21 protein-coding genes are annotated in these 21,538 nt (G+C 67.9%); 8 read left to right on the top strand and 13 right to left on the bottom strand.

The window, feature by feature from the left end; translation table 11 throughout:
- Positions 1-35 precede the first annotated feature (35 nt).
- A complete protein-coding gene (locus ABD683_RS12765; protein ID WP_344770333.1) occupies positions 36-1,220 on the top strand; it encodes a winged helix DNA-binding domain-containing protein in 1,185 nt (394 codons plus the stop codon).
- Between the two features lie 124 nt (positions 1,221-1,344).
- On the opposite strand, the gene ABD683_RS12760 is transcribed toward ABD683_RS12765, so the two are convergent.
- Positions 1,345-3,570, bottom strand: a complete 2,226-nt coding sequence (locus ABD683_RS12760; RefSeq protein WP_344770332.1) for an NADP-dependent isocitrate dehydrogenase — start codon at positions 3,568-3,570, stop codon at positions 1,345-1,347.
- A gap of 137 nt (positions 3,571-3,707) precedes the next feature.
- Here ABD683_RS12760 and aqpZ point away from each other — a divergent pair, with 137 nt between their 5' ends.
- A complete protein-coding gene (aqpZ, locus tag ABD683_RS12755; RefSeq protein ID WP_344770331.1) occupies positions 3,708-4,442 on the top strand; it encodes an aquaporin Z in 735 nt (244 codons plus the stop codon).
- A 175-nt stretch (positions 4,443-4,617) separates the two neighbouring features.
- On the opposite strand, the gene katG is transcribed toward aqpZ, so the two are convergent.
- On the bottom strand, positions 4,618-6,852 hold the full coding sequence (katG, locus tag ABD683_RS12750; protein WP_344770330.1) for a catalase/peroxidase HPI: 2,235 nt from the start codon (positions 6,850-6,852) through the stop codon (positions 4,618-4,620).
- Between the two features lie 34 nt (positions 6,853-6,886).
- A complete protein-coding gene (locus tag ABD683_RS12745; RefSeq protein WP_344770329.1) occupies positions 6,887-7,327 on the bottom strand; it encodes a Fur family transcriptional regulator in 441 nt (146 codons plus the stop codon).
- 119 nt (positions 7,328-7,446) lie between these two features.
- On the opposite strand from ABD683_RS12745, the gene ABD683_RS12740 reads away from it, so the two are divergent.
- The gene (locus ABD683_RS12740) at positions 7,447-8,436 is read left to right on the top strand and encodes a malate dehydrogenase (RefSeq protein WP_344770328.1); all 990 of its coding nucleotides are present in this window, start codon (positions 7,447-7,449) and stop codon (positions 8,434-8,436) included.
- A gap of 105 nt (positions 8,437-8,541) precedes the next feature.
- Here ABD683_RS12740 and ABD683_RS12735 read toward each other — a convergent pair whose 3' ends face one another.
- Both ABD683_RS12735 and ABD683_RS12730 read right to left on the bottom strand, forming a co-directional pair.
- The gene (locus ABD683_RS12735; protein WP_344770327.1) at positions 8,542-8,820 is read right to left on the bottom strand and encodes a DUF3017 domain-containing protein; all 279 of its coding nucleotides are present in this window, start codon (positions 8,818-8,820) and stop codon (positions 8,542-8,544) included.
- The gene (locus ABD683_RS12730) at positions 8,817-9,668 is read right to left on the bottom strand and encodes a bifunctional methylenetetrahydrofolate dehydrogenase/methenyltetrahydrofolate cyclohydrolase (protein ID WP_344770326.1); all 852 of its coding nucleotides are present in this window, start codon (positions 9,666-9,668) and stop codon (positions 8,817-8,819) included. The genes ABD683_RS12735 and ABD683_RS12730 overlap by 4 nt, the downstream gene beginning before the upstream one ends.
- 36 nt (positions 9,669-9,704) lie before the next feature.
- Here ABD683_RS12730 and ABD683_RS12725 point away from each other — a divergent pair, with 36 nt between their 5' ends.
- On the top strand, positions 9,705-10,250 hold the full coding sequence (locus ABD683_RS12725; protein ID WP_344770325.1) for a YbaK/EbsC family protein: 546 nt from the start codon (positions 9,705-9,707) through the stop codon (positions 10,248-10,250).
- Here ABD683_RS12725 and ABD683_RS12720 read toward each other — a convergent pair.
- Entirely contained in the window at positions 10,236-10,583 is a 348-nt protein-coding gene (locus tag ABD683_RS12720) for a hypothetical protein (protein ID WP_344770324.1), read from the bottom strand. The genes ABD683_RS12725 and ABD683_RS12720 overlap by 15 nt on opposite strands.
- Before the next feature lie 99 nt (positions 10,584-10,682).
- Here ABD683_RS12720 and ABD683_RS12715 point away from each other — a divergent pair, with 99 nt between their 5' ends.
- Positions 10,683-10,859 carry a hypothetical protein gene (locus tag ABD683_RS12715; protein WP_344770323.1) on the top strand — a complete coding sequence of 59 codons (177 nt, stop codon included), beginning with the start codon at positions 10,683-10,685 and terminating at the stop codon, positions 10,857-10,859.
- 26 nt (positions 10,860-10,885) lie between these two features.
- Here the strand turns inward: ABD683_RS12715 and ABD683_RS12710 are convergent, their stop codons facing one another.
- From ABD683_RS12710 to ABD683_RS12695, 4 genes are read right to left on the bottom strand one after another with little or no spacing between them, the layout of a single operon-like run.
- The gene (locus ABD683_RS12710; protein WP_344770322.1) at positions 10,886-11,782 is read right to left on the bottom strand and encodes a DMT family transporter; all 897 of its coding nucleotides are present in this window, start codon (positions 11,780-11,782) and stop codon (positions 10,886-10,888) included.
- 2 nt (positions 11,783-11,784) lie between these two features.
- The gene (gene purH / locus ABD683_RS12705; RefSeq protein WP_344770321.1) at positions 11,785-13,335 is read right to left on the bottom strand and encodes a bifunctional phosphoribosylaminoimidazolecarboxamide formyltransferase/IMP cyclohydrolase; all 1,551 of its coding nucleotides are present in this window, start codon (positions 13,333-13,335) and stop codon (positions 11,785-11,787) included.
- Entirely contained in the window at positions 13,332-13,934 is a 603-nt protein-coding gene (gene purN, locus ABD683_RS12700; protein ID WP_344770320.1) for a phosphoribosylglycinamide formyltransferase, read from the bottom strand. The genes purH and purN overlap by 4 nt, the downstream gene beginning before the upstream one ends.
- The gene (locus ABD683_RS12695) at positions 13,870-15,081 is read right to left on the bottom strand and encodes a cell division protein PerM (protein WP_344770319.1); all 1,212 of its coding nucleotides are present in this window, start codon (positions 15,079-15,081) and stop codon (positions 13,870-13,872) included. Before ABD683_RS12695 ends, purN begins: the two co-directional genes overlap by 65 nt.
- Before the next feature lie 81 nt (positions 15,082-15,162).
- On the opposite strand from ABD683_RS12695, the gene ABD683_RS12690 reads away from it, so the two are divergent.
- The gene (locus ABD683_RS12690; protein ID WP_344770318.1) at positions 15,163-16,974 is read left to right on the top strand and encodes a SigE family RNA polymerase sigma factor; all 1,812 of its coding nucleotides are present in this window, start codon (positions 15,163-15,165) and stop codon (positions 16,972-16,974) included.
- A 55-nt stretch (positions 16,975-17,029) separates the two neighbouring features.
- Here the strand turns inward: ABD683_RS12690 and sucD are convergent, their stop codons facing one another.
- The 3 genes from sucD to ABD683_RS12675 all read right to left on the bottom strand — a co-directional run bounded on the left by sucD (position 17,030) and on the right by ABD683_RS12675 (position 19,474).
- Positions 17,030-17,926 (bottom strand): succinate--CoA ligase subunit alpha, encoded by an 897-nt coding sequence (sucD, locus tag ABD683_RS12685; RefSeq protein ID WP_344770317.1) that lies wholly within the window; start codon positions 17,924-17,926, stop codon positions 17,030-17,032.
- 2 nt (positions 17,927-17,928) lie between these two features.
- Entirely contained in the window at positions 17,929-19,101 is a 1,173-nt protein-coding gene (sucC, locus tag ABD683_RS12680; RefSeq protein ID WP_344770316.1) for an ADP-forming succinate--CoA ligase subunit beta, read from the bottom strand.
- A gap of 85 nt (positions 19,102-19,186) precedes the next feature.
- A complete protein-coding gene (locus ABD683_RS12675) occupies positions 19,187-19,474 on the bottom strand; it encodes a hypothetical protein (RefSeq protein WP_344770315.1) in 288 nt (95 codons plus the stop codon).
- A gap of 158 nt (positions 19,475-19,632) precedes the next feature.
- Between ABD683_RS12675 and ABD683_RS12670 the strand changes: the two genes are divergently transcribed.
- Both ABD683_RS12670 and ABD683_RS12665 read left to right on the top strand, forming a co-directional pair.
- A complete protein-coding gene (locus tag ABD683_RS12670) occupies positions 19,633-20,418 on the top strand; it encodes a M23 family metallopeptidase (protein WP_344770314.1) in 786 nt (261 codons plus the stop codon).
- Positions 20,419-20,554: 136 nt separating this feature from the next.
- Positions 20,555-21,484, top strand: a complete 930-nt coding sequence (locus ABD683_RS12665; protein ID WP_344770313.1) for a hypothetical protein — start codon at positions 20,555-20,557, stop codon at positions 21,482-21,484.
- The last annotated feature ends 54 nt before the right edge of the window (positions 21,485-21,538 follow it).

Below are 21,538 nucleotides of genomic sequence, written 5' to 3'. Positions count from 1 at the left end.
CCCGTGGTGTCAGACCCTCGTGCAAGGCTGAAGCCGTGCGATCCTTCAGCGCTGCCGAGCGACGAACCCGGTTGGGCCAGCGCCATGCGCTCTCCCCCTCCTACCGTGTCGACGATCCCGTAGCCGCCGCTCGCGCCGTGGTCGCACTGCACGGCACGGACCCTGCAACGACGTTCCTTGCTGCGCTCGCCCGCATGGCCGACGGATCGATCGTCGACATCGAGAAGGCGTTGTACGACGACCGCTCGCTGATCAGGGTGCTGGCGATGCGCCGCACCGTGTTCGCAGTCCCCGTCGATCTGGTCGCCGCCTGCCTCGCAGGGGCGGCTGACACCGTGGCACGCGAGCAGCGTCGACTGCTCGAAAAGATGCTCGCCGAGGCCGAGGTCACAGAGGACCCTGCCGGGTGGCTCCGCGAGGTCGAGCGCGTGGCCGTAGAAGCGGTCGCCGAGGCCGGCGAGATCACCAGCACCGAGCTGGCCAAGCTCGACGAGCGACTGGCGACCCGCTTTGTCCTCGCTCCCGGCACCAAGTACGAGACGACGCAAGCGGTGGCCAGCCGCATCCTCACCCTGATGTCGGCCGAGGGCGAGCTCGTACGGGTGCGGCCGCGTGGCACCTGGACGTCGACGCAGTTCCGCTGGAGCACGCTCGAGACCTGGCAGCCCAACGCCGTCGCACCGCTTTCCGCCGGTGACGCCGCAGCCGAGCTGGCCCGGCGTTGGCTGGCGTCATACGGACCGGCGACCGAGGACGATCTGGCCTGGTGGGCCGGCTGGACCAAGACGCGTACGCGTGCCGCCCTGGCCCGCTGCAACGTCGTCGAGGTCGACCTCGACGGCCAGGTCGGCTACATCCTGCCCGGCGACGACGAGCCACCGGCTGCGGACGTCGATCCGTGGGTCGCACTGCTGCCGGCGCTCGATCCGACGATCATGGGCTGGAAGCATCGCGACTTCCACCTCGGACCGCACCGCTCGCTGCTGTTCGACGTCAACGGCAACGCCGGGCCCACCGTGTGGTCCGACGGCCAGGTCGTCGGCGGCTGGGCGCAGCTCGACTCCGGCGAGGTCGTGGTCAACCTCCTGACCGACATCGGCTCCGAGGCGACCCACGCCGTCGACGTCGTCGCCGAGTCACTCACGTCGATGCTCGGCGACGTACGCCTCAAGGCTCGCGCCCGGGGCTGGACCCCGTCAGAGAAGCAGCTGCGGGCCTAGCTGGTCACAGGATTCCCAGCAGCACCCCTGAACCTGGCACTCCACCCTCGTTGCAACAGGGGTGGAGTGCCAGGTTTCTGGCAGCGGGTGCCGATTCGAGGGACCTGCTGGGAATCTGGTGACGTCAGCCGAGCTTGTCGACGAGGTCCTCGAGGATCCCGGTGAACGTCGTCGACGGACGCATCACGGCGTTCGTCTTGGCTTCGTCGGGTCGGAAGTAGCCACCGATGTCGGCGGGCGATCCCTGCACGGACAGCAGCTCGTCAACGATCGTGCGCTCGTTCGACTCCAGCGCTGCCGCGATCTCCGCGAAGCCGGAGGCGAGCTCCGCGTCGTCGGCCTGCGCCGCGAGCTCCTGCGCCCAGTAGAGCGCGAGATAGAAGTGGCTGCCGCGGTTGTCGATCGTGCCCAGCTTGCGTCCGGGCGACTTGTTCTCGTTGAGGAACGTGCCGGTCGCCCGGTCGAGCGTGTCGGCGAGGATCTGCGCGCGCGCGTTGCCCGTCGTCGTGGCCATGTGCTCGAAGCTCGAGGCCAGCGCGAGGAACTCGCCGAGGCTGTCCCAGCGGAGGTAGTTCTCCTTGACGAGCTGCTGGACGTGCTTGGGCGCCGAACCGCCGGCACCGGTCTCGAACAGTCCACCACCGTTGATCAGCGGGACGATCGACAGCATCTTGGCGCTGGTGCCCAGCTCGAGGATCGGGAACAGGTCGGTGTTGTAGTCGCGCAGCACGTTGCCGGTCACCGAGATGGTGTCTTCGCCCTTGCGGATGCGGTCGACCGAGAACTGCGTCGCCTCGACCGGCGACATGATCTCGATCTGAAGACCTTCTGTGTCGTGGTCGTGCAAGTAGGTCTCGACCTTCGCCCGGATGTTGTTGTCGTGTGCACGCGTCGGGTCGAGCCAGAACACCGCAGGGGTCGACGATGCCCGGGCACGCGTGACGGCGAGCTTGACCCAGTCGCGGATCGGCACGTCCTTGGTCTGGCAGGCTCGCCAGATGTCACCCGGCTCGACGGCGTGCTCGATCAGCACGTCACCGGCCTGGTTGACGACCTGCACCGTTCCAGCTGCAGCGATCTCGAACGTCTTGTCGTGGCTGCCGTACTCCTCGGCCGCCTGGGCCATGAGTCCGACGTTGGGAACCGAGCCCATCGTCGTGGGGTCGTAGGCACCGTTGGCCCGGCAGTCGTCGATCACGACCTGGTAGACGCCCGCGTACGAGCTGTCGGGGATCACCGCGAGCGTGTCGGCCTCCGCGCCATCGGGGCCCCACATGTGCCCTGAGGTGCGGATCATGGCCGGCATCGACGCGTCGACGATGACATCGCTCGGCACGTGGAGGTTGGTGATGCCCTTGTCGGAGTCGACCATCGCGAGCGGCGGACCGGCGGCGATGGCGGCGTCGATCGCTGCCTTGATCTCGGCACCGTTGGGCAGCGCGTCGAGTCCGGCGATGATCGAGCCGAGGCCGTTGCTCGGGCTGAGGCCTGCCGCGTCGAGGTCGGCGCCGTAGGTCGCGAACACGTCTGGCAGGAACGCCTTGACGACATGGCCGAAGATGATCGGGTCGGAGACCTTCATCATGGTGGCCTTGAGGTGGACCGAGAACAGCACGCCATCGGCCTTGGCCCGCTCGACCTGGGCGGCGAGGAATGCGTCGAGTGCCGCGGCGCGCATCACCGTGCCGTCGACGACCTCACCGGCGAGCACGGGGAACGCCGGCTTGAGCACGGTGGTCGAGCCGTCGGCACGTACGAGCTGGATCGTCAGGGCGTCGTCGGCCTCGATGACGACGGACTTCTCGTTGGCACGGAAGTCATCGGCTCCCATCGTGGCGACGTTGGTCTTGGAATCGGCCGTCCAGGCGCCCATCGAGTGCGGGTGCTTGCGCGCGTAGCTCTTGACCGATGCGGGTGCGCGACGGTCGGAGTTGCCCTCGCGCAGGACCGGGTTGACGGCGCTGCCCTTGACCTTGTCGTAGCGCGCTCGTACGTCCTTGTCCTCGTCGGTCTGCGGGTCGTCCGGGAAGTCGGGCAGTGCATAGCCCTGGCTCTGCAGCTCGGCGATCGCGGCCTTCAGCTGCGGCACCGAGGCGCTGATGTTGGGCAGCTTGATGATGTTGGCCTCGGGCGTCTTGGCAAGGTCACCGAGCTCTGAGAGGGCGTCGGGGATCTGCTGCTCGGCTGTCAGCCGGTCACCGAACTGGGCGATGATGCGGCCCGCCAGGGAGATGTCACGCGTCTCGACCTCGACGCCCGCCGTGGAGGCATACGCCTCGATGACGGGGAGGAACGAGTAGGTCGCCAGCAGGGGCGCCTCGTCGGTGTGGGTGTAGATGATCTTGGCCATGTGGCCAGCCTCCTCGGCGCGGAAAAATTCGTTCGACATCAAGATATCTCACGAATCGCGACACCCTGACGAGCCCTTGTCAGCCCTAGACTCAGGTGTGGTCGCAGGGGGCGGCCCACTATTGGAGGAGTCCTCACATGGCTACACCAACCCCGATGTCATCCCGGCTCGCAGCCGAAGGAGTCGGCACGTTCGTGCTCGTCCTCGGCGGAGTCGGCAGCGCCATCCTCGCCGGCAAGGCAATCGGCATCCCCGGCGTCGCACTCGCGTTCGGCCTCACGGTGCTCACGATGGCGTTCGCGGTCGGGCCCATCTCAGGCGGCCACTTCAATCCCGCCGTCACGGTCGGGCTCGCCGCGGGCAAGCGCTTCGAGTGGCGCGACGTCGGCCCGTACGTCAGCGCGCAGGTCGTCGGCGGCATCCTGGGCGGCCTCGTCATCTGGGCGATCGGCTCGGGCAACGCCGACTTCGATCGCAAGGCGTCGTTCGCGGGCGCATCCAACGGGTGGGGCGACACGATCGGCGGCTACTCGCTGCTGGCGGTCCTGCTGACCGAGATCATCTTCACGGCGTTGTTCGTGTTCATCATCGCCGGCGTGACATCCGGCAGGACCCCCGACGGGTTCGCACCCATCGCGATCGGCCTGGGGCTGACGCTGATCCACCTCGTGACGATCCCGATCGACAACACCTCGGTCAACCCGGCCCGCTCGATCGGCGCCGCCCTGCTCGCCGGCGGTGACAGCCTCGAGCAGCTGTGGGCGTTCATCGTCGCGCCGCTCGTCGGCGGCATCGTCGGCGGACTCGCCTACACCGCGATCACCGGAGGCGCCCGTTCCGGTGTCGACATCGAGGGCAAGGCCACTCGCTGATTCCAGACCTCGCTCGCCAATGAGGCCGCCCGCAGCCGACTGTGAGCGAAGCGAGGCGGGGTGAGTGGTGCTCCCAGCTTTGGGAACGCACCTCACCCCGCCTCGCAGTCTGACGCCTTCGGCGTGACGCGCTCACGCTTCGCTGGCGCGCCGTGGGGCACGGCCGCCAGCGGCCTTAGCCGACGTCGTACCGGTCGAGGTCCATGACCTTGGCCCACGCGGCCACGAAGTCGTTCACGAACTTGCCGGCCGCATCGTCGCTGGCGTACACCTCGGCGATCGCGCGCAGCTCGGAGTTGGAGCCGAACACCAGGTCAGCACGGCTGCCCGTCCACTTCACGGCACCCGAGGTATCTCGCGCCTCGTACGTCGAGGAGTCGGCTGATGTTGCCGTCCACGTCGTACCGAGGTCGAGCAGGTTGGCGAAGAAGTCGTTCGTCAACGCTCCCGGCCTGTCGGTCAGCACACCAACGTTCGAGTTGTCGTAGTTGGCCTGCAGTACGCGGAGTCCGCCGACCAGCACCGTCATCTCAGGTGCGCTGAGGTTGAGCAGGTTGGCCTTGTCGATCAGCAGGTACTCCGCGGGAAGGCGGTTGCCCTTGCCGTAGTAGTTGCGGAATCCGTCGGCCACCGGCTCGAGCGCCGCGAAGGACTCGACATCGGTCTGCTCCTGGGTGGCATCCGTGCGACCCGGGGTGAACGGCACGGTGACGTCGTGGTCGGCATCCTTGGCCGCCTTCTCGATCGCAGCTGCGCCGCCGGCGACGATCACGTCGGCGAGCGAGACGCCCTTGCCGAAGGCTTGCTGAACGCCCTCGAGCGTACGCAGCACCGTCGCGAGCTGGTCGGGGTTGTTGACCTCCCAGCCGTTCTGCGGCTCAAGACGGATGCGCGCACCGTTGGCGCCACCACGCTTGTCGCTGATGCGGAACGACGATGCCGCCGCCCACGCCGTTGACACGAGCTGCGAGACCGTCAGGCCCGAGGCGAGGATCTGCGCCTTGAGCTCGGTGACGTCAGCGGCCGAGAGCGCCACGCCGCCAGCGGGGAGCGGATCCTGCCAGAGCAGCTCCTCCTGCGGGACCAGGGGGCCGAGGTAGCGCTGGATCGGTCCCATGTCGCGGTGCGTCAGCTTGTACCAGGCACGCGCGAACGCGTCGGCGAGCTGATCGGGGTTCTCGAGGAAGCGACGCGAGATCGGCTCATAGATCGGGTCGAAGCGCAGCGCGAGGTCCGACGTCAGCATCGTCGGCGGACGCGACAGCGAACCGTCCTGCGGATCGGGCACCGTGTTGGCCGCGGCACCGTCCTTGGGCTGCCACTGATGCGCGCCGGCGGGGCTCTTGGTGAGCTCCCACTCGTGCGCGAACAGCGTCTCGAAGAAGCTGTTGTCCCAGGTCGTCGGGGTTGCAGTCCAGGTGACCTCGAGGCCGCTGGTGATGACGTCACGGCCCTTGCCGCTGCCGAACGACTGCTTCCAACCGAGCCCCTGCTCCTCGATCGGGGCGCCCTCGGGCTCCGGGCCGACGTACTGCTGGGGATCAGCCGCCCCGTGCGCCTTGCCGAACGTATGGCCACCGGCGATCAGCGCGACGGTCTCCTCGTCGTTCATCGCCATGCGCTTGAAGGTCTCGCGGATGTCGCGCGCGGAACCGAGCGGATCCGGGTTGCCTTCAGGACCCTCCGGGTTCACGTAGATCAAGCCCATCTGGACGGCGGCGAGGGGGTTCTCCAGCTCGCGGTCGCCGGTGTAGCGCTGCTCGCCGCCCTTGTCGCCGCCGAGCCACTCGTCCTCGGGTCCCCAGTAGACGTCCTCGTCCGGCTCCCACACGTCGGGACGACCGCCGGCGAAGCCGAACGTCTTGAAGCCCATGGTCTCCAGAGCGACGTTGCCCGTCAGGATCATCAGGTCAGCCCACGAGATGGCGGCGCCGTACTTCTTCTTGATGGGCCAGAGCAGGCGGCGTGCCTTGTCGAGGTTGCCGTTGTCGGGCCAGCTGTTGAGCGGGGCGAAGCGCTGCATACCGGCACCGGCACCGCCACGACCGTCGCGCACACGGTAGGTGCCCGCGCTGTGCCACGCCATGCGGATGAAGAACGGTCCGTAGTGGCCGAAGTCTGCCGGCCACCAGTCCTGCGAGTCGGTCATGAGGGCCGCAAGATCGGCGCGCACGGCGTCGAGGTCGAGGGTGTTGAACGCCGCGGCGTAGTCGAAGTCGGCGTCCATCGGGTTGGCGACGTCGGTGTGCTTGCGCAGGATCTTGAGGTTGAGCTGGTTGGGCCACCACTCCTGGTTGGCCGAGCCCTCGGTCGGGTGCACCCGTCCGCCGTGCGAGACGGGACACTGACCCTGGCCCTCGTTCGTCTCGTCATTCATGTCGCCTACGACGGCGTCGTGGTTCTCAGTCATGTGGCTTCCTTTCGGGGAAACAGAGGGTTCCGGATCAGCTGGATGGGTGAAGTGCAGTGGTGGCGCAGTCAGGGCAGATGCCCCAGTACGTCACCTCGGCCTCGTCGATCACGAATCCGTGATCGTCCGATGCCGTGAGACAGGGAGCGCTGCCGTGTGCGCAGTCGACGTCGGCAACCGCGCCGCACTGTCGGCACACGACGTGGTGGTGGTTGTCGCCGACGCGCATCTCGAACAGCGCGGCCGAGCCGGCAGGCTCGATCCGACGGGCGAGGCCGACCTCGGTCAGTGCACGCAGCACGTCATAGACGGCCTGTGTCGAGACGGCGCCGAGCTCGGCTCGTACGTCCGCGGCGATGCGGTCGACGTCGGAGTGCGGAGCCTTGGAGAGCGCCGTGATCACCGCGACGCGGGGGCGCGTGACGCGAAGACCTGCGTCGCGCAGCAGCGCGATGGGGTCCTCGGCAACGAGCATGCCCACATCGAACCATCCTTTCTGGAATCATTCAAGATTGGGGTACCGACCCGCACGAAGTCACCCTGCGACGGTGGGCTATTTTCGATTGAGTCCCCCATGCACCAAGGAGCACATTCGTGAGCACAACCCCCGTCAAGGTCGCCGTCACCGGAGCTGCCGGTCAGATCGGCTACAGCTTGCTTTTTCGACTCGCCAGCGGATCGCTGCTCGGGCCGGACACCCCGATCCAGCTCCAGCTGCTCGAGATCACGCCGGCCCTGAAGGCGCTCGAAGGTGTCGTCATGGAGCTCGACGACTGCGCGTTCCCGACGCTCGCCGGCGTCGAGATCGGCGATGACGCCGAAAAGATCTTCGACGGTGTCAACCTCGCCCTCCTCGTCGGCGCCCGCCCCCGCGGACCGGGCATGGAGCGCGGTGACCTCCTTGAGGCCAACGGCGCGATCTTCACGGCCCAGGGCAAGGCGCTCAACAAGGTCGCGGCAGACGACGTACGCATCGGTGTCACGGGCAACCCGGCCAACACCAACGCGCTGATCGCCATGAGCAACGCGCCCGACATCCCCAAGGAGCGCTTCAGCGCCCTGACCCGTCTCGACCACAACCGCGCCATCTCGCAGCTCGCTGCCAAGACCGGTGCCAGCGTCACCGACATCAAGAAGATGACGATCTGGGGCAACCACTCGGCGACCCAGTACCCCGACATCTTCCACGCCGAGGTCGGCGGCAAGAACGCCGCCGAGACGGTCAACGACCAGGCCTGGATCGAGAACGACTTCATCCCGACCGTCGCCAAGCGCGGCGCCGCGATCATCGAGGCACGCGGTTCGTCGTCGGCGGCGTCCGCTGCCTCGGCCACGATCGACGCCGCACATGACTGGCTGTTCGGCACGCCCGAGGGTGACTGGGCGTCGATGGCTGTCGTGTCGGACGGTTCGTACGACGTCCCCGAGGGCCTGATCTACTCGTTCCCCGTCACGACCAAGGACGGCGACTGGTCGATCGTCCAGGGCCTGGAGATCGACGAGTTCTCCCGCGCCCGCATGGACGCCACCGCCGCCGAGCTCATCGAGGAGCGCGACGCCGTCAAGGAGCTCGGCCTGATCTAAGGCTTGATCCAAGGGCTTACCTGCCCAGATTTGATCGAAAATGGCCCGTTCTCGTGATGAGAACGGGCCATTTTCGATCAAATCTGGGCGGTTGGGGGTTGGGGGTCAGCGGCCTGGTTGGTCGGGGATGACCAGAGCCAGCACGATGAGTGCGACGCCGAGCAGCGTCATCCAGAGCATGTCGAAGAACTTGCCTCGTACGCGGAGCATGCCCGTGTGGCTCACCGGCACGACCGAACGGGAGACCGCGCCGAGGATGAAAGCGCTGCCGACCACCGCAACACCTCCGCGCCACGGACCGGCCACGACCATCCCGAGCCCCACGAGCACGACGAGCAGCTGCACCAGATAGATCTGTGACCCGCGGCTGCGAGGACCCTTCACGGGGTGAGCCGCTCGACCGTGTCGACGACGTTCGACAGCAGCATTGCGCGGGTCATCGGGCCCACTCCGCCCGGGTTGGGTGAGATCCAGCCGGCCACCTCGTGGGCCGCAGGATCGACGTCACCGACGATGCCGGTCTCGTCGCGGCTCACGCCGACGTCGAGCAGCGCGGCGCCGGGCTTGACCATGTCGGCGGAGATGATGCCCGGTACGCCGGCCGCGGCGATGACGATGTCGGCTCGACGCACCTCGGCGCCGAGGTCACGGGTGCCGGTGTGGCAGAGCGTCACGGTGGCGTTCTCGCTGCGACGGGTCAGCAGCAGGCCCATCGGGCGTCCGACCGTGATGCCGCGGCCGACGACCACGACGTGCTGGCCGGCGATGGGTACGTCGTGGCGACGCAGGAGCTCGATGATGCCGCGCGGTGTGCACGGCAGCGGCGCCTCCTTGCCCAGCACGAGCCAGCCGAGATTGGTGGGGTGCAGGCCGTCGGCGTCCTTGGCCGGGTCGATGCGCCCGATCACGGCGTTCTCGTCAAGGCCCTTGGGCAGTGGCAGCTGCACGATGTAGCCCGTGCAGGCGGGATCGGCGTTGAGCTGGTCGACCGCCGCCTCGACATCGGCCTGGGTCGCGGTCTCGGGCAGGTCGATGCGGATCGAGTTGATGCCGACCTCGGCACAGTCCTTGTGCTTGCCGTTGACGTACCACTGGCTTCCCGGGTCGTCGCCGACCAGGATCGTGCCGAGTCCCGGTACGACACCCCGGGCCGCCAGTGCGCTCACCCGCTCGCGGAGCTCGGTCTTGATCGCGGCGGCGGCCGCCTTGCCGTCGAGGATCTGCGCAGTCACGACACGAGTCTTTCACGGCGCTCGTACCATTTCGTCATGACCGTCACCCTCGGCACGCTGGAGCTCGGGCCTGCCGACCTGTCATTGCTCGCGCCCCCGGTCGCGGATGCGCTCAGGGCCCTGCCCGGCGTTGCGGAGCACGCTCATACGGTCGCGATCGACCCTGCCCTCGCCGACACCGCGTCGCTCGCGGCCGAGCACGACATACCCCCGGAGGTCTCGGCCAACTGCGTCGTCGTGCTCGGCAAGCGCAGCGGCGAGCAGCGCGCAGCGGCCTGCGTCGTCCTCGCCAACTCCCGCGCCGACGTCAACGGCCTGGTCCGTCGCACGATCGACGTGCGCAAGATCTCGTTCGCACCCCAGGACTGGGCGGTGTCGGAGACCGGGATGGAGTACGGCGGCATCACGCCCGTCGGCGTACCGGCAGGCTGGCCGATCCTGGTGGACTCCGCCGTGATCGAGCAGCCGTGGGTGCTGCTGGGCAGCGGCATGCGTCGCTCCAAGCTCGCCCTGCCCGGCGCCTCACTCGCTGACCTCTCCGGCGCACTGGTGCTCGAAGGGCTCGGACTACCCGCCACCTAGACCGGTTCTGCAGAACAGCTGGATCGATCCGATCGGCTTGAAGCCGCCAGCCACGAGCGATCGCAGACTGGCGGCATTTCCCGGAGCACAGGCGGCGACGACGAGTCTCCCAGCAGGGACCTCGTCCAGCGCCTCGCGGATGATGCCTGCGCCAGCACCGCCACGCAGCTCGGCATCGACCTCAAAACTGAGCTCGGAAAGTCCTGCAATGCCTCGGCTCAGCAGCACGATCGTGGTTGGGGCACGATCCGCGTACCCGAGGACGACGACATCGTCGCGCAGCCTGGCTGCGAGCTGTGCGCGGGGATGAGACGCCAGATCGGGTCTGGACACGAGTCTGGATCCTTTCCCCGTTCCCTTTGCCACCATCAAGACGTCCAAGCTGTCGATCCAGCCGTCAGGTCCAGCAAGATCGATCAGGAGCCGGGGGTCATGGGCCCCACCGAAACCGTCGGCTCCCAGCTCGACCAGTCGTGTGTCGCTGACCCCCGGCTCCACCGCCATCACGGCGTGACCCGTGAAGGCGACAACCGCTTCCAGTCCCGCGCGCCATACCGGCACGCGATGCCATCCGCCGTCGACCGGCGGGAAGGAGCCGTCAGCGGCTGAGGCGATCAGCTCAGCCAGCGGATGACTCATACCGGCGGGACCTCGGCGGGAGCCGGGCGTTGGCTCAGGGCCAGCCAGATCACGGCGGCCAGTACGAGGGCAGCGCCGATCGCTTGCACGGCACCGAGCGACTCGCCCAACAGCGTCGTCGCGAGGCCGACCGTGACGACGGGCTCGAGGGTCGACAGCACCGAGGTCGAGGTCGGACCGAGCAGGCGCAGTCCCGCGAAGAACGCGAGGATCGCCACCGCCGTGCACACGACCGCGATGGCACCGAGCGACACCCAGCCGCGGGGCGACCCGGCAACCGACACGTCGTGACCCGTGAGGAGCAGGACCGCGACGATCAGCGCACTCGACCCGGCAGCCGCAATGCACACGACCGTCGACACGGCGATTGCGTCAAGACCGCGGGTGACCACCGCCCCCACCGTGATGTAGATCGAGTAGACGATCGCGGCACCGATCCCGAGGGCGATCCCGAGTGGCCGGCCAGATCCACCACCGACCACCAGCGCCGTCCCCGCCAGCGCAAGGACCAGGGCTGCGGCGGTGACCAGACCGATCCGTTCACGCAGGAAGATCGCCGCGAGGATCGCCACGAACGCCGGGTAGAGGTACAGCAGCAGGGCCACCAGGCTCGCGTCGGCATGCTCCAGCGCCAGGAAGTAGCAGTAGGCCTGGCCGACGTACCCAAAGCCACCCATCGCGGCGATCGGCACCCACTGACGAGTGGGAGGAAACGAGATGTCGCGCACCCGCATGAACCCGACGAGGATGACTGCCGCCAGGACGAATCTCACCAGGATCAGCCCGGGGGTCGTCGCCCCCGACTCCTGTGCCCACCTGCCGAACAGCGCCATCGATCCGAACGCAGCAGCGGATGCCGCGACCAGCAGCGCCCCCAGCATGCGTTCAGACATGGCTAGTGGAAGAAGTGCCGGGTGCCGGTGACGTACATCGTGACGCCCGCGGCGTTGGCGGCCTCGATGACCGAGTCGTCACGGATGGATCCGCCGGGCTGCACGATCGCGCGTACGCCGGCGGCCATCAGGATCTCGGGTCCGTCGGGGAACGGGAAGAACGCGTCCGATGCGGCGACCGAGCCGGTGGCCCGCTCGGCGCCCGCCCGCTCGACGGCCAGCTTGCACGAGTCGACGCGGTTGACCTGTCCCATGCCGACGCCGACCGAAGCGCCGTCCTTGGCGAGCAGGATCGCGTTGGACTTCACGGCGCGGCACGCCGTCCACGCGAAGGCCAGATCGGCGAGGGTCTCCTCGTCGGCCGGTGCGCCGGCGACCAGGGTCCAGGTCGTGGGGTCGTCGCCTTCCGCGTCGACGTGGTCGACGCGCTGCACGAGCACTCCCCCGCTGATGCCGCGGAACTCGATCGGGTCTGCATGCGCGTCCGCCGGGACACGGAGGATGCGGATGTTCTTCTTGCCCTGCAGCACCTCGACGGCGCCGGGCTCGTAGTCGGGGGCCACGATGACCTCGGTGAACACCTCGGCGACCTGCTCGGCCATGGCCACGCTGACCGGGCGGTTGGCGGCGATGACGCCACCGAACGCCGAGACCGGGTCGCAGTCGTGGGCGCGGGCGTGCGCCTCGGCGACATCCGCACCGACCGCGATGCCGCAGGGATTCGCGTGCTTGATGATCGCAACGGCCGGACGATCGAAGTCGTACGCGGCCCGGCGCGCGGCATCGGTGTCGACGTAGTTGTTGTAGGACATCTCCTTGCCGTGCAGCTGCTCGGCAGCGGCCAGGCCCCCGCGCCAGTGCTGGTAGAGCGCGGCCGGCTGGTGCGGGTTCTCGCCGTAGCGCAGCACGGCGGACTTGTCCCACGTCGCACCCGTGAACTCGGGCCATCCGTCCTCTGACGGCGCATAGGCGGAGGCGAACCAGGATGCGACGGCGACGTCGTATGCCGCGGTGTGGGCGAAGGCCTGGGCCGCGAGTCGCTTGCGCTGCTCCATCGTGAAGCCGCCGGCGGCCAGAGCCGCCCGCACCTCGTCGTACGCGGTCGGCGAGACGACAACTGCCACGCTGGGGTGGTTCTTGGCCGCGGCGCGAACCATCGACGGTCCGCCGATGTCGATCTGCTCGACGCACTCGTCGGGGGTCGCGCCGGAGAGCACGGTGTCACGGAACGGGTAGAGGTTGACGATGACCAGGTCGAACGGCTCGATGCCCAGGTCGGCGAGCTGCGCGACGTGGGAGTCGAGCCGGAGGTCGGCGAGGATGCCGGCGTGCACCCGGGGGTGCAGGGTCTTGACCCGTCCGTCGAGGCACTCGGGGAACTCTGTGAGCTGTTCGACAGGTGTCACCGGAACACCCGCCGCCTCGATGGTCTTGGCGGTCGATCCGGTCGACACGATCGAGACGCCGGCGGCGTGCAGGTCACGGGCAAGCTCGTCGAGTCCGGTCTTGTCATAGACCGAGATCAGGGCTCGCTTGAGGGGACGGGTTGTCATGTGGGGGCTCCTCCGAGGCGCACGGCCCGGTCGTCGATGTGGAAATTTTCGCGCGCCAGCTTGCCGACCCACTCGACCAGCATGGCGCGTTCGCTGGCCTTGATGCGTTCGTGCAGGGTGTCCTCGTCGTCGTCGTCGAGCACCGGTACGGCGACCTGCGCGACGATCGGTCCGGTGTCGACACCCTCGTCGACGACGAACAACGTTGCGCCGGTGATCTTGACGCCGTACGCCAGCGCATCTCTCGGCCCGTGCATCCCCGGGAACGACGGCGACAGAGCCGGGTGCGTGTTGAGAGTGCGGCCGCCGAAGAGGGCGAGGAACGCCGGTCCCGCGAGCTTCATGAAACCGGCCAGAACGACGAGGTCCGGGTCGAAGCCCTCGACCTTCGCGGCCAGGTCGATGTCCCAGGAGGCGCGGTCGGCGTACGACGACGTCTCGAGGACGAACGTCTCGACGCCGTGCTTCTCGGCACGCTCGAGCGCGAGGATGCCCGGCCGGTCGGAGCCGACCGCGACGATCTCGACGCCGTAGTCAGGACTCGTCGACGCGTCGATCAGGGCTTGGAGGTTGGTGCCGCTTCCAGAGACGAGGACCACGACTCGTGCTGGCGTCCTCGGGCTGTGTGGCACGGGCACCACGATAGTGGCCGAGCAACGCGCCGATGACTCCGCCCAGCGCCATCACGGGTACCGCGACCAGCAGCGGTGTCAGCATCGGCGGCCCCGCATCGGCCATACGTCCGGGGCCGACCGCGCCGCCCGACACGGCGATCAGCAGGCCCAGCACGAGACCGGCCAGTCCACCAGCCCCGGCGCCGAGTCCGACCCGGGTCAGCAGGTCCTCGCGTTCACCCGGATCAACCTTCCACCCGGCGAGCGCCCCGGCGGCCAGCGGGACAAGTCCGAGGACGAACACCCAGCCGGCGAACTGTCCGGGCGCGGGAAGTGCAGCCAGCACGGGAAGGCCCGGCACCTCGCCGAGATGAGCACCCGAGAGGTCGACGCTGGTGTCGGTGCCGAGCGCGAAGCCCGGCCCGATCAGCGCCGACGCAGTCCAGAGGACCAGTGTCGGGATCGCGAGCACGCAGCCCAGTGCGAGCGCGAATCCGCCTCCGAAGCCTGGATCGAGCACGGCCCAGAGGTCACCCGCCCGTGCGATGTGGACGATCAGGAGAGCCAGGACGATCACCGCCGACGCCGCCAGCACCGCCAGCACCCCGGGGACGGACGCCCGGACGACCGCGCGCACGTCGGCGTTCGGTGTCGGCCACAGGTCGGCGGTGGCCCGGTGCCGCAGCGCCGCACCGATCGCCGACCCGAGGCCGCCGACGACGAATGCGCCGACCGCTGCGCGTACGACGGAGGTGTGGATGTCGCCGGCGTTGGAGGCAGCCGAGCCGATGCCGGCAATCACCCCTGACGCGCCCGCAGCGGTCGCCGCAAAGGCCGGCAGCTCGACCGGGTCGACGACGATCCAGCTCGCGGTCAGCGCGACCACGGTGATGCAGATCAGCGTCGCGCCGATCGGCACCAGACCCAGCGAGATGTCACCCGCCTCCAGGCCGGATCCGAGCGAGACCAGCCACGTACGCGTGGCAGATCTGGCAAAACCGGCGAACGACTGATCCGCCGAGCCACGCGCAGCCAGCACGAACACCGCGGCGACCGCCAGCGAGCCGAGCGCCGCCAGGAGCGCCGTGAGAAACGCCGGCCTCAGGAACGACGGTGTGGACGGCTCAGGCACCACTTCATCCTCCCTGTAAAGTTGCGGCGTTGCAGACAGGCACGCCGGGACGCTGGATCGCATGGGAAATGGGAGGCTGACATGACTCGCGTCGACGAGTTCAACAGCTTCTACACCTCGACCTTCCGCCAAGCGCTGCAGGTCACCTACGCCGTCACGGGTGATCGACAGGTGGCGTTCGAGTCGACCGTCGACGCCTATCGCCGGGCCTGGCGTGACTGGTCCAAGATCCGCGACGGCAACGCGCTCGCGTACGTCCGCAACGAGGCCTGGAAGCTGACCGGCATCAGCCGAGGCACCCACCCCCTGCGCCGCAGGCACGAGGAGGACAGCGACACCCAGCTGCTCGATGCCCTCGCCGAGCTGTCGGTCACCGACCGCCGGCTGATCGTGCTCATGACACTGGGCAACACCGACCTCGAAGAGGCCTCCAACGAGGTCAACCTCCCCGCCGAGGAGGGCATCGAGAGCGTCACCAACGCGCTGGCGTCACTCGAGGGCAAGCTCGGCCAGACGATCGACCAGATCGAGCGACGCATGAACGGGCTCGGCCAGGCCACCGAGTCGTTCGCCGAGCCCTCACCGGCGACGATCCGCAAGGCGGCCAAGCGCGGACGCCAGCGCAACACCGTCATCCTGGTCGCGACCGCCATCGCGCTCGTGGTCGGTGGTGGGTTCGTCGTGACAGAGGGCGAAGCGCTCGACAGCCGGGCGTCACTGCCCTACCGCGAGAAGATCGGCGCCGAACGCTCCGACGTCGTGCTCGACGCCGAGAAGATCGACAGCGGCAACCTCCTCACGATCGCCCAGGTCAACGCGCTCGACGTCCAACGCAAGTGGTCGGTGGACAACACCGATGACGACATCGACAACACCACCCCGTACGCCACCTGTCCCACCAAGCGGTTCTCCGACACCGACCCGCTCAAGGTGCTGGTGCGCACCTATTCCGCCAGCGGCGCGGGCAAGGAGCGCGTCGCCCAGTCCATCGAGGTGTCGCGCAGCGCCAAGATCGCCGATGAGGCCTATCGCCGCCTCGTACGGTGGTACTCCGATTGCCAGCACCCGCGCGTGCAGCTCGTCGACTCGTTCACGGTCCAGCGCCCGGCCGGCGACTTCCGCATCCTGCTGCTGCGTTCGCAGTCCACCCCCGTGCGTACGTTCACGGTCGGCTTCAGCCACTCGGGCAACGTCACCAGCACACTGGTCCACGAGATCGACGGCGCGCAAGGACCCGAGATCGAAGCCTTCGCCCGTACGCTCAACGACTCCGTGTCACGCCTGTGCGCCGACACCGGCGGTCGCTGCACCGACCAGATCGCCGTGATGCGCGCGGAGCCACCCCGTACGACCAAGGATCCCTCGTTCCTCGGCATCGTCGACCTCCCGCCGATCGCCGAGATCGACCGCGTGTGGGTCGGGGTCCCGGCGTTCGCCTCCAAGACCAATCCCGCGGCGACCGAGTGCGACGCCGCCGACTTCACCGCGATCCCGACGGCGCGCTCGAAGGTGTTCGTGATCCCACAGGTCAAGGACCTGCCCAAGGAGTTCGGCGTCGCCGAGACGGTGGCCCGTTTCCCCAACGAGAAGCTCGCCAAGGAGTTCGTCAAGACGATCGCGCTCCGCGTGGAGGACTGCGCCGAGAAGAAGGTGTCGGCCACCGTCGACCAGCGCAGCTCGGTCAAGACCGCCGCCTACTCCGGCAAGACCTGGCGCATCGGCCTCGAGGTCTCCAACGGCAGGAACGCCTACTTCCGGGTCGCCATCCTGCGTCGCGGCCGCGACATCGCCCAGGTCACGTTCACGCCGACCGGCGCCTACGACGTTCCGCAGAAGACGTTCGACGCCCTCGCGATCCGCGCGGGCGCAAGGTTGCGCTTCATCGGGCAGTAGCAAGCCCCTCTCCCGCCAGGCGGAAGAGGGGCTTGGTACGCGAGCTGCTCGGAGGCTAGATGTCCTTCAAGATGGCTCGCATCAGCTCGGCGGTCTCGGACGGCGTCTTGCCGACCTTGACGCCTGCGGCCTCGAGGGCTTCCTTCTTGCCCTGGGCCGTGCCCGCACCGTCGGACACGATGGCGCCGGCGTGGCCCATCGTCTTGCCCTCGGGAGCGGTGAAGCCGGCAACGTAGCCGACGACCGGCTTCGTGACGTGCTCCTTGATGTAGGCGGCTGCCTTCTCCTCGGCGTCGCCACCGATCTCGCCGATCATGACGATCGCCAAGGTGTCGGGGTCAGCCTCGAACGCCTCGAGGGCGTCGATGTGCGTCGTACCGATGATGGGGTCACCACCGATGCCGATCGCGGTCGAGAAGCCGAAGTCGCGCAGCTCGAACATCATCTGGTAGGTCAGCGTGCCCGACTTGGAGACGAGGCCGATCGGACCGGTTCCGGCGATGTTGGCCGGCGTGATGCCTGCGAGTGCCTCACCCGGCGTGATGATGCCGGGGCAGTTGGGACCGATGATGCGCGTCTTCTTGCCCTGGGCGTAGGCCCAGAACTCGGCGCTGTCCTGCACCGGAACACCTTCGGTGATGATCACCAGGAGGCCGATCTCGGCATCGATGGCCTCGACGACGGCATCCTTGGTGAACGCCGGCGGCACGAACGCCACCGACACGTCGGCACCCGTCTTTTCGATGGCCTCGGCGACCGACCCGAACACGGGCAGCTCGATCTTGGTGCCGGACGCGTCGACGTGCTCGACGGTCGTGCCGGCCTTGCGGGCGTTGACGCCACCGACGACCTGGGTGCCGGCGGCGAGCATGCGGGCGGTGTGCTTGGAGCCCTCACCGCCGGTGATGCCCTGGACGATGACCTTGGAGTCCTTGTTGAGGAAAATCGACATGCTCAGACTCCTTCGTGTGCGAACTGGGCAGCCTTGTCGGCAGCACCGTCCATGGTCTCGACCTGGGTCACGAGCGGGTGGTTGAGCTCGTTGAGGATCGCGCGGCCCTCGTCGACGTTGTTGCCGTCGAGACGTACGACCAGCGGCTTCGTGGCGCTGTCACCGAGGAGCTCGAGAGCGCCCTTGATGCCGTTGGCCACGGCGTCACACGACGTGATGCCGCCGAAGACGTTGACGAACACCGACTTGACCTGCTCGTCACCGAGGATGACGTCGAGGCCGTCGGCCATGACCTGCGCCGAGGCGCCTCCACCGATGTCGAGGAAGTTGGCGGGCTTGACGCCACCGTGGTTCTCGCCGGCGTACGCGACGACGTCGAGCGTGCTCATGACGAGCCCCGCACCGTTGCCGATGATGCCGACCTCGCCGTCGAGCTTGACGTAGTTGAGGCCCTTCTCCTTGGCCTTGGCCTCGAGCGGGTCCGCCTCCTCGTGGATGACGAAGTCCTCGTGCTCGGGGTGACGCACCTCGGACGCGTTGTCGTCGAGCGACACCTTGCCGTCGAGCGCCTCGAGCTTGTCGCCCTCGAGACGGGCGAGCGGGTTGACCTCGACGAGCGTCGCGTCCTCCTCGACGAAGACCTTCCACAGTGCCTGGACCAGCGTCACGGCCTGCTCGGTGAGCTCGGCCGGGAACTTCGCCTCCTCGACGATCGCGCGGGCCTTGGCCTCGTCGACACCGACACCGGCGTCCACCGGGATCTGGCGCACGGCCTCGGGATTGGTCTTGGCGACCTCTTCGATCTCCACACCGCCCTCGACGCTCGCGATGCAGAGGTAGCTGCGGTTGGACCGGTCGAGCAGGAACGAGAAGTAGTACTCCTCGATCGGCGGCGTGGCCGGGGTGACCAGCACGCGGTTGACGGGAAGGCCCTTGATCTCGAGCGCGAGGATGTTGGTCGCGTGCTCGAACGCCTCGTCGGGCGTCTTGGCGATCTTGACGCCGCCGGCCTTGCCGCGGCCGCCGGCCTTGACCTGCGCCTTGACGACGGTCACGCCGCCGAGCTGCTCAGCGGCGGCCTTGGCCTCCTCGGGCGTCTGCACGACGATGCCGAGCGTCGTCGTGACGCCATGCTTGGCGAAGAGCTCCTTCGCCTGATATTCCATCAAATCCACGGTGTGTCCGTCCTTTGTTGACGTCCTGATTGGCTCAGATATCGGCCTATGGGCCACAAAAATTGAGCGTGGCGACTCTACCCGCTCACCGGGGGTCCTGACGTGTCAGGTCGGTCACACCACGGGCCGTCACCTGCAGCTCGTCGGCGCCCAGTCGCCGCCGTACGGACTCCAGCTCGACCAGGTCGACATCGTCGTCAGCGACGACGAGCTCGGCAGCGTCCTCGGCGAGCGCCGCGCGGACGAGCTGCTCGGCGGTCTGGCCTCCCCCGACGAGGACGACCTCATGACCTTCGTCGCGCAGCGTACGAGCGACCGTCAGCGCATTCTTGCCGTCTCCGTTGGCACCCACGACCGTGCGCTGCCTCGCCATACGCCCCATCGTCGCACGGAGCGCTCAGGGTGAAGGTCGTCACAGTTTGTCGACTTTTCCCGCGTGGCAAACAACAAATGTGTGGATTCGGTTTCGTCCGAACCCCCGTGTGGGCTAGGCTCGTCGGGTCCTGCTGTCCCCATTTCGGAGGTTTTTGCGTGTCTTCGTCTGCGCCTAAACGCCGACTGGATGTACGCCAGGAGACCCCGAAGCGCACCACGAGTGGCAAGCGGGTAGCCGAGAGGCGCCGCGCCAAGAAGCGCTCCTTCCGTCTGACCCCAGCCATGGCCGGCGCATTTGCGCTGATCATGGCTGGTTTTGGTTCTGCCGTCGTCGGTGGCCACGTCGACAGCTCCGCGCTGTCGGCCAGCAACTACCAGACGATCTCGGAGACCTACACCGGCGACGAGGTCGATGGTGTCGAGGTCAGCCGAGACTTCGACCGCAACCTCGACAAGCAGGGCAAGGCACAGGCGGAGCAATACCTCATCGCGATCACCGAGCTCAAGAACGACACCCAGAAGGTGTCAGCCGAGGCTCGCAAGAACCAGTGGGTGCTCCCGGTGACGGGCTATCACCTGTCGGCCCGCTTCGGGCAGCGCAGCGGACTCTGGTCACGCATGCACACCGGCCTCGACTTCGCCGGACCCTCGGGCTCGACGATCAGCTCGGTCGCCCGCGGCACGGTCAAGTCGACGGGCTACGAAGGCGCCTACGGCAACCGCACGATCATCACGCTCGAGGACGGCACCGACATCTGGTACTGCCACCAGAGCCGCATCATCGTCCACCCCGGCCAGAAGGTCGACGTGCGTGACGTGATCGGCTACACCGGCTCCACCGGCAACGTGACCGGTCCCCACCTGCACCTCGAGGTGCACCCCGGTGGCGGCGGCCCGGTCGACCCCTACACCGCCCTCGTGGCCCACGGCGTCCGCCCGTAACCCTCCCCCGCGATTTGTGACCCTCTAGGCGTCATTCGCGTCAGATGACGCCCACAAGGCAACACATCGCGTACGTCTGTCCACACCTTTCGGCGGACCGCGTGCGTCAGGGTGCCTGCTCGGTGACCGTGGGTGAATGTCGCGGCCACCTTCGATCCCTGCATCCCTGATCGGGACCGTCTTCACCTCCGCCCAGGCACGCGCAGCCGGCGTGAGCCCGTCGATGCTGCGCGGCAAGCATTTTCACTCGCTGCATCGCGGGGTCTGGTGCCTGCAGACGACAGAGCTCACGTTCGAGCTCCGCGTACGCGCTGCCGCGCTCGCCCTGCCCGCAGATGCGATCCTCAGCCATGTGTCGGCCCTGCAGTGGCACGGAGTGGATGTCGGCCGAACGGCGCCGGTGCACTTCTCGACGAACAAGGCCAGCCAGGTCAAGCACGACATCGTGCTACATCGCCGCGGCCACCGGCTCAGCTCATCTCAGATCCGCGGGATCGAGGTCCTGGGGCCCGACCGGTCGTTCGTGGACAGCGCCACCATCTTGAGTCTGCGCGACCTGGTGCGTGCTGGCGACGCACTGGTTCGTCTCGGCAGCACCACCGTCGAGACCCTGCTCGAGTACGTCGTCTCGAGCCACCTCGACGGCGTCGTACGCGCGCGACAGGCGGCGATGCTGATCCGTGAACGCGTCGACTCGTTCCGAGAGACCGACGTACGCCTTCTCCTCGTGACTGCGGGCTTGCCGGAGCCTGCCGTCAACGTCGATGTCCACGCGCCGGACGGCAGCTGGCTCGCACGCGGTGACCTGGTCATCGAGGATCTCCGCATCGTCGTCGAACATGACGGTTGGCACCACGAGAGGGACGCGTCGCAGCGACAGAAGGATCATCTTCGCCGTGAACGCATCGAAGCGGCCGGATGGATCCTCATCGTCGTCACGGCCGCGGACTTCCTCCACCCGACATCCATCGTCGCGCGCGTGTATGAAGCCATGGCTCGGCGGGGATACCGCGGCCATCCTCCGGACCTCGGCCGCGAATGGCACCAAATCGCCCGCAATTTGTGACCTTGGAGGCGCCATGCGCGACGAATGACGCCTTAAAGGTCACAAATCGCGGGG

It is taken from the genome of Aeromicrobium panaciterrae (genome assembly GCF_039537165.1).
In the GTDB taxonomy this organism is placed as follows: domain Bacteria; phylum Actinomycetota; class Actinomycetes; order Propionibacteriales; family Nocardioidaceae; genus Aeromicrobium; species Aeromicrobium panaciterrae.
This window is presented reverse-complemented; position numbering and strand designations above follow the sequence as displayed.

What these genes read in the sequence shown, in the direction of transcription:
- ABD683_RS12760 (WP_344770332.1), bottom strand. Translation starts at nt 3,570, where the DNA reads ATGGCCAAGATCATCTACACCCACACCGACGAGGCGCCCCTGCTGGCG.
- aqpZ (WP_344770331.1), top strand. Translation starts at nt 3,708, where the DNA reads ATGGCTACACCAACCCCGATGTCATCCCGGCTCGCAGCCGAAGGAGTC.
- katG (WP_344770330.1), bottom strand. Translation starts at nt 6,852, where the DNA reads ATGACTGAGAACCACGACGCCGTCGTAGGCGACATGAATGACGAGACG.
- ABD683_RS12745 (WP_344770329.1), bottom strand. Translation starts at nt 7,327, where the DNA reads ATGCTCGTTGCCGAGGACCCCATCGCGCTGCTGCGCGACGCAGGTCTT.
- ABD683_RS12725 (WP_344770325.1), top strand. Translation starts at nt 9,705, where the DNA reads ATGACCGTCACCCTCGGCACGCTGGAGCTCGGGCCTGCCGACCTGTCA.
- ABD683_RS12715 (WP_344770323.1), top strand. Translation starts at nt 10,683, where the DNA reads ATGGGCCCCACCGAAACCGTCGGCTCCCAGCTCGACCAGTCGTGTGTC.
- ABD683_RS12710 (WP_344770322.1), bottom strand. Translation starts at nt 11,782, where the DNA reads ATGTCTGAACGCATGCTGGGGGCGCTGCTGGTCGCGGCATCCGCTGCT.
- purH (WP_344770321.1), bottom strand. Translation starts at nt 13,335, where the DNA reads ATGACAACCCGTCCCCTCAAGCGAGCCCTGATCTCGGTCTATGACAAG.
- ABD683_RS12690 (WP_344770318.1), top strand. Translation starts at nt 15,163, where the DNA reads ATGACTCGCGTCGACGAGTTCAACAGCTTCTACACCTCGACCTTCCGC.
- sucD (WP_344770317.1), bottom strand. Translation starts at nt 17,926, where the DNA reads ATGTCGATTTTCCTCAACAAGGACTCCAAGGTCATCGTCCAGGGCATC.
- ABD683_RS12675 (WP_344770315.1), bottom strand. Translation starts at nt 19,474, where the DNA reads ATGGCGAGGCAGCGCACGGTCGTGGGTGCCAACGGAGACGGCAAGAAT.
- ABD683_RS12665 (WP_344770313.1), top strand. Translation starts at nt 20,555, where the DNA reads ATGTCGCGGCCACCTTCGATCCCTGCATCCCTGATCGGGACCGTCTTC.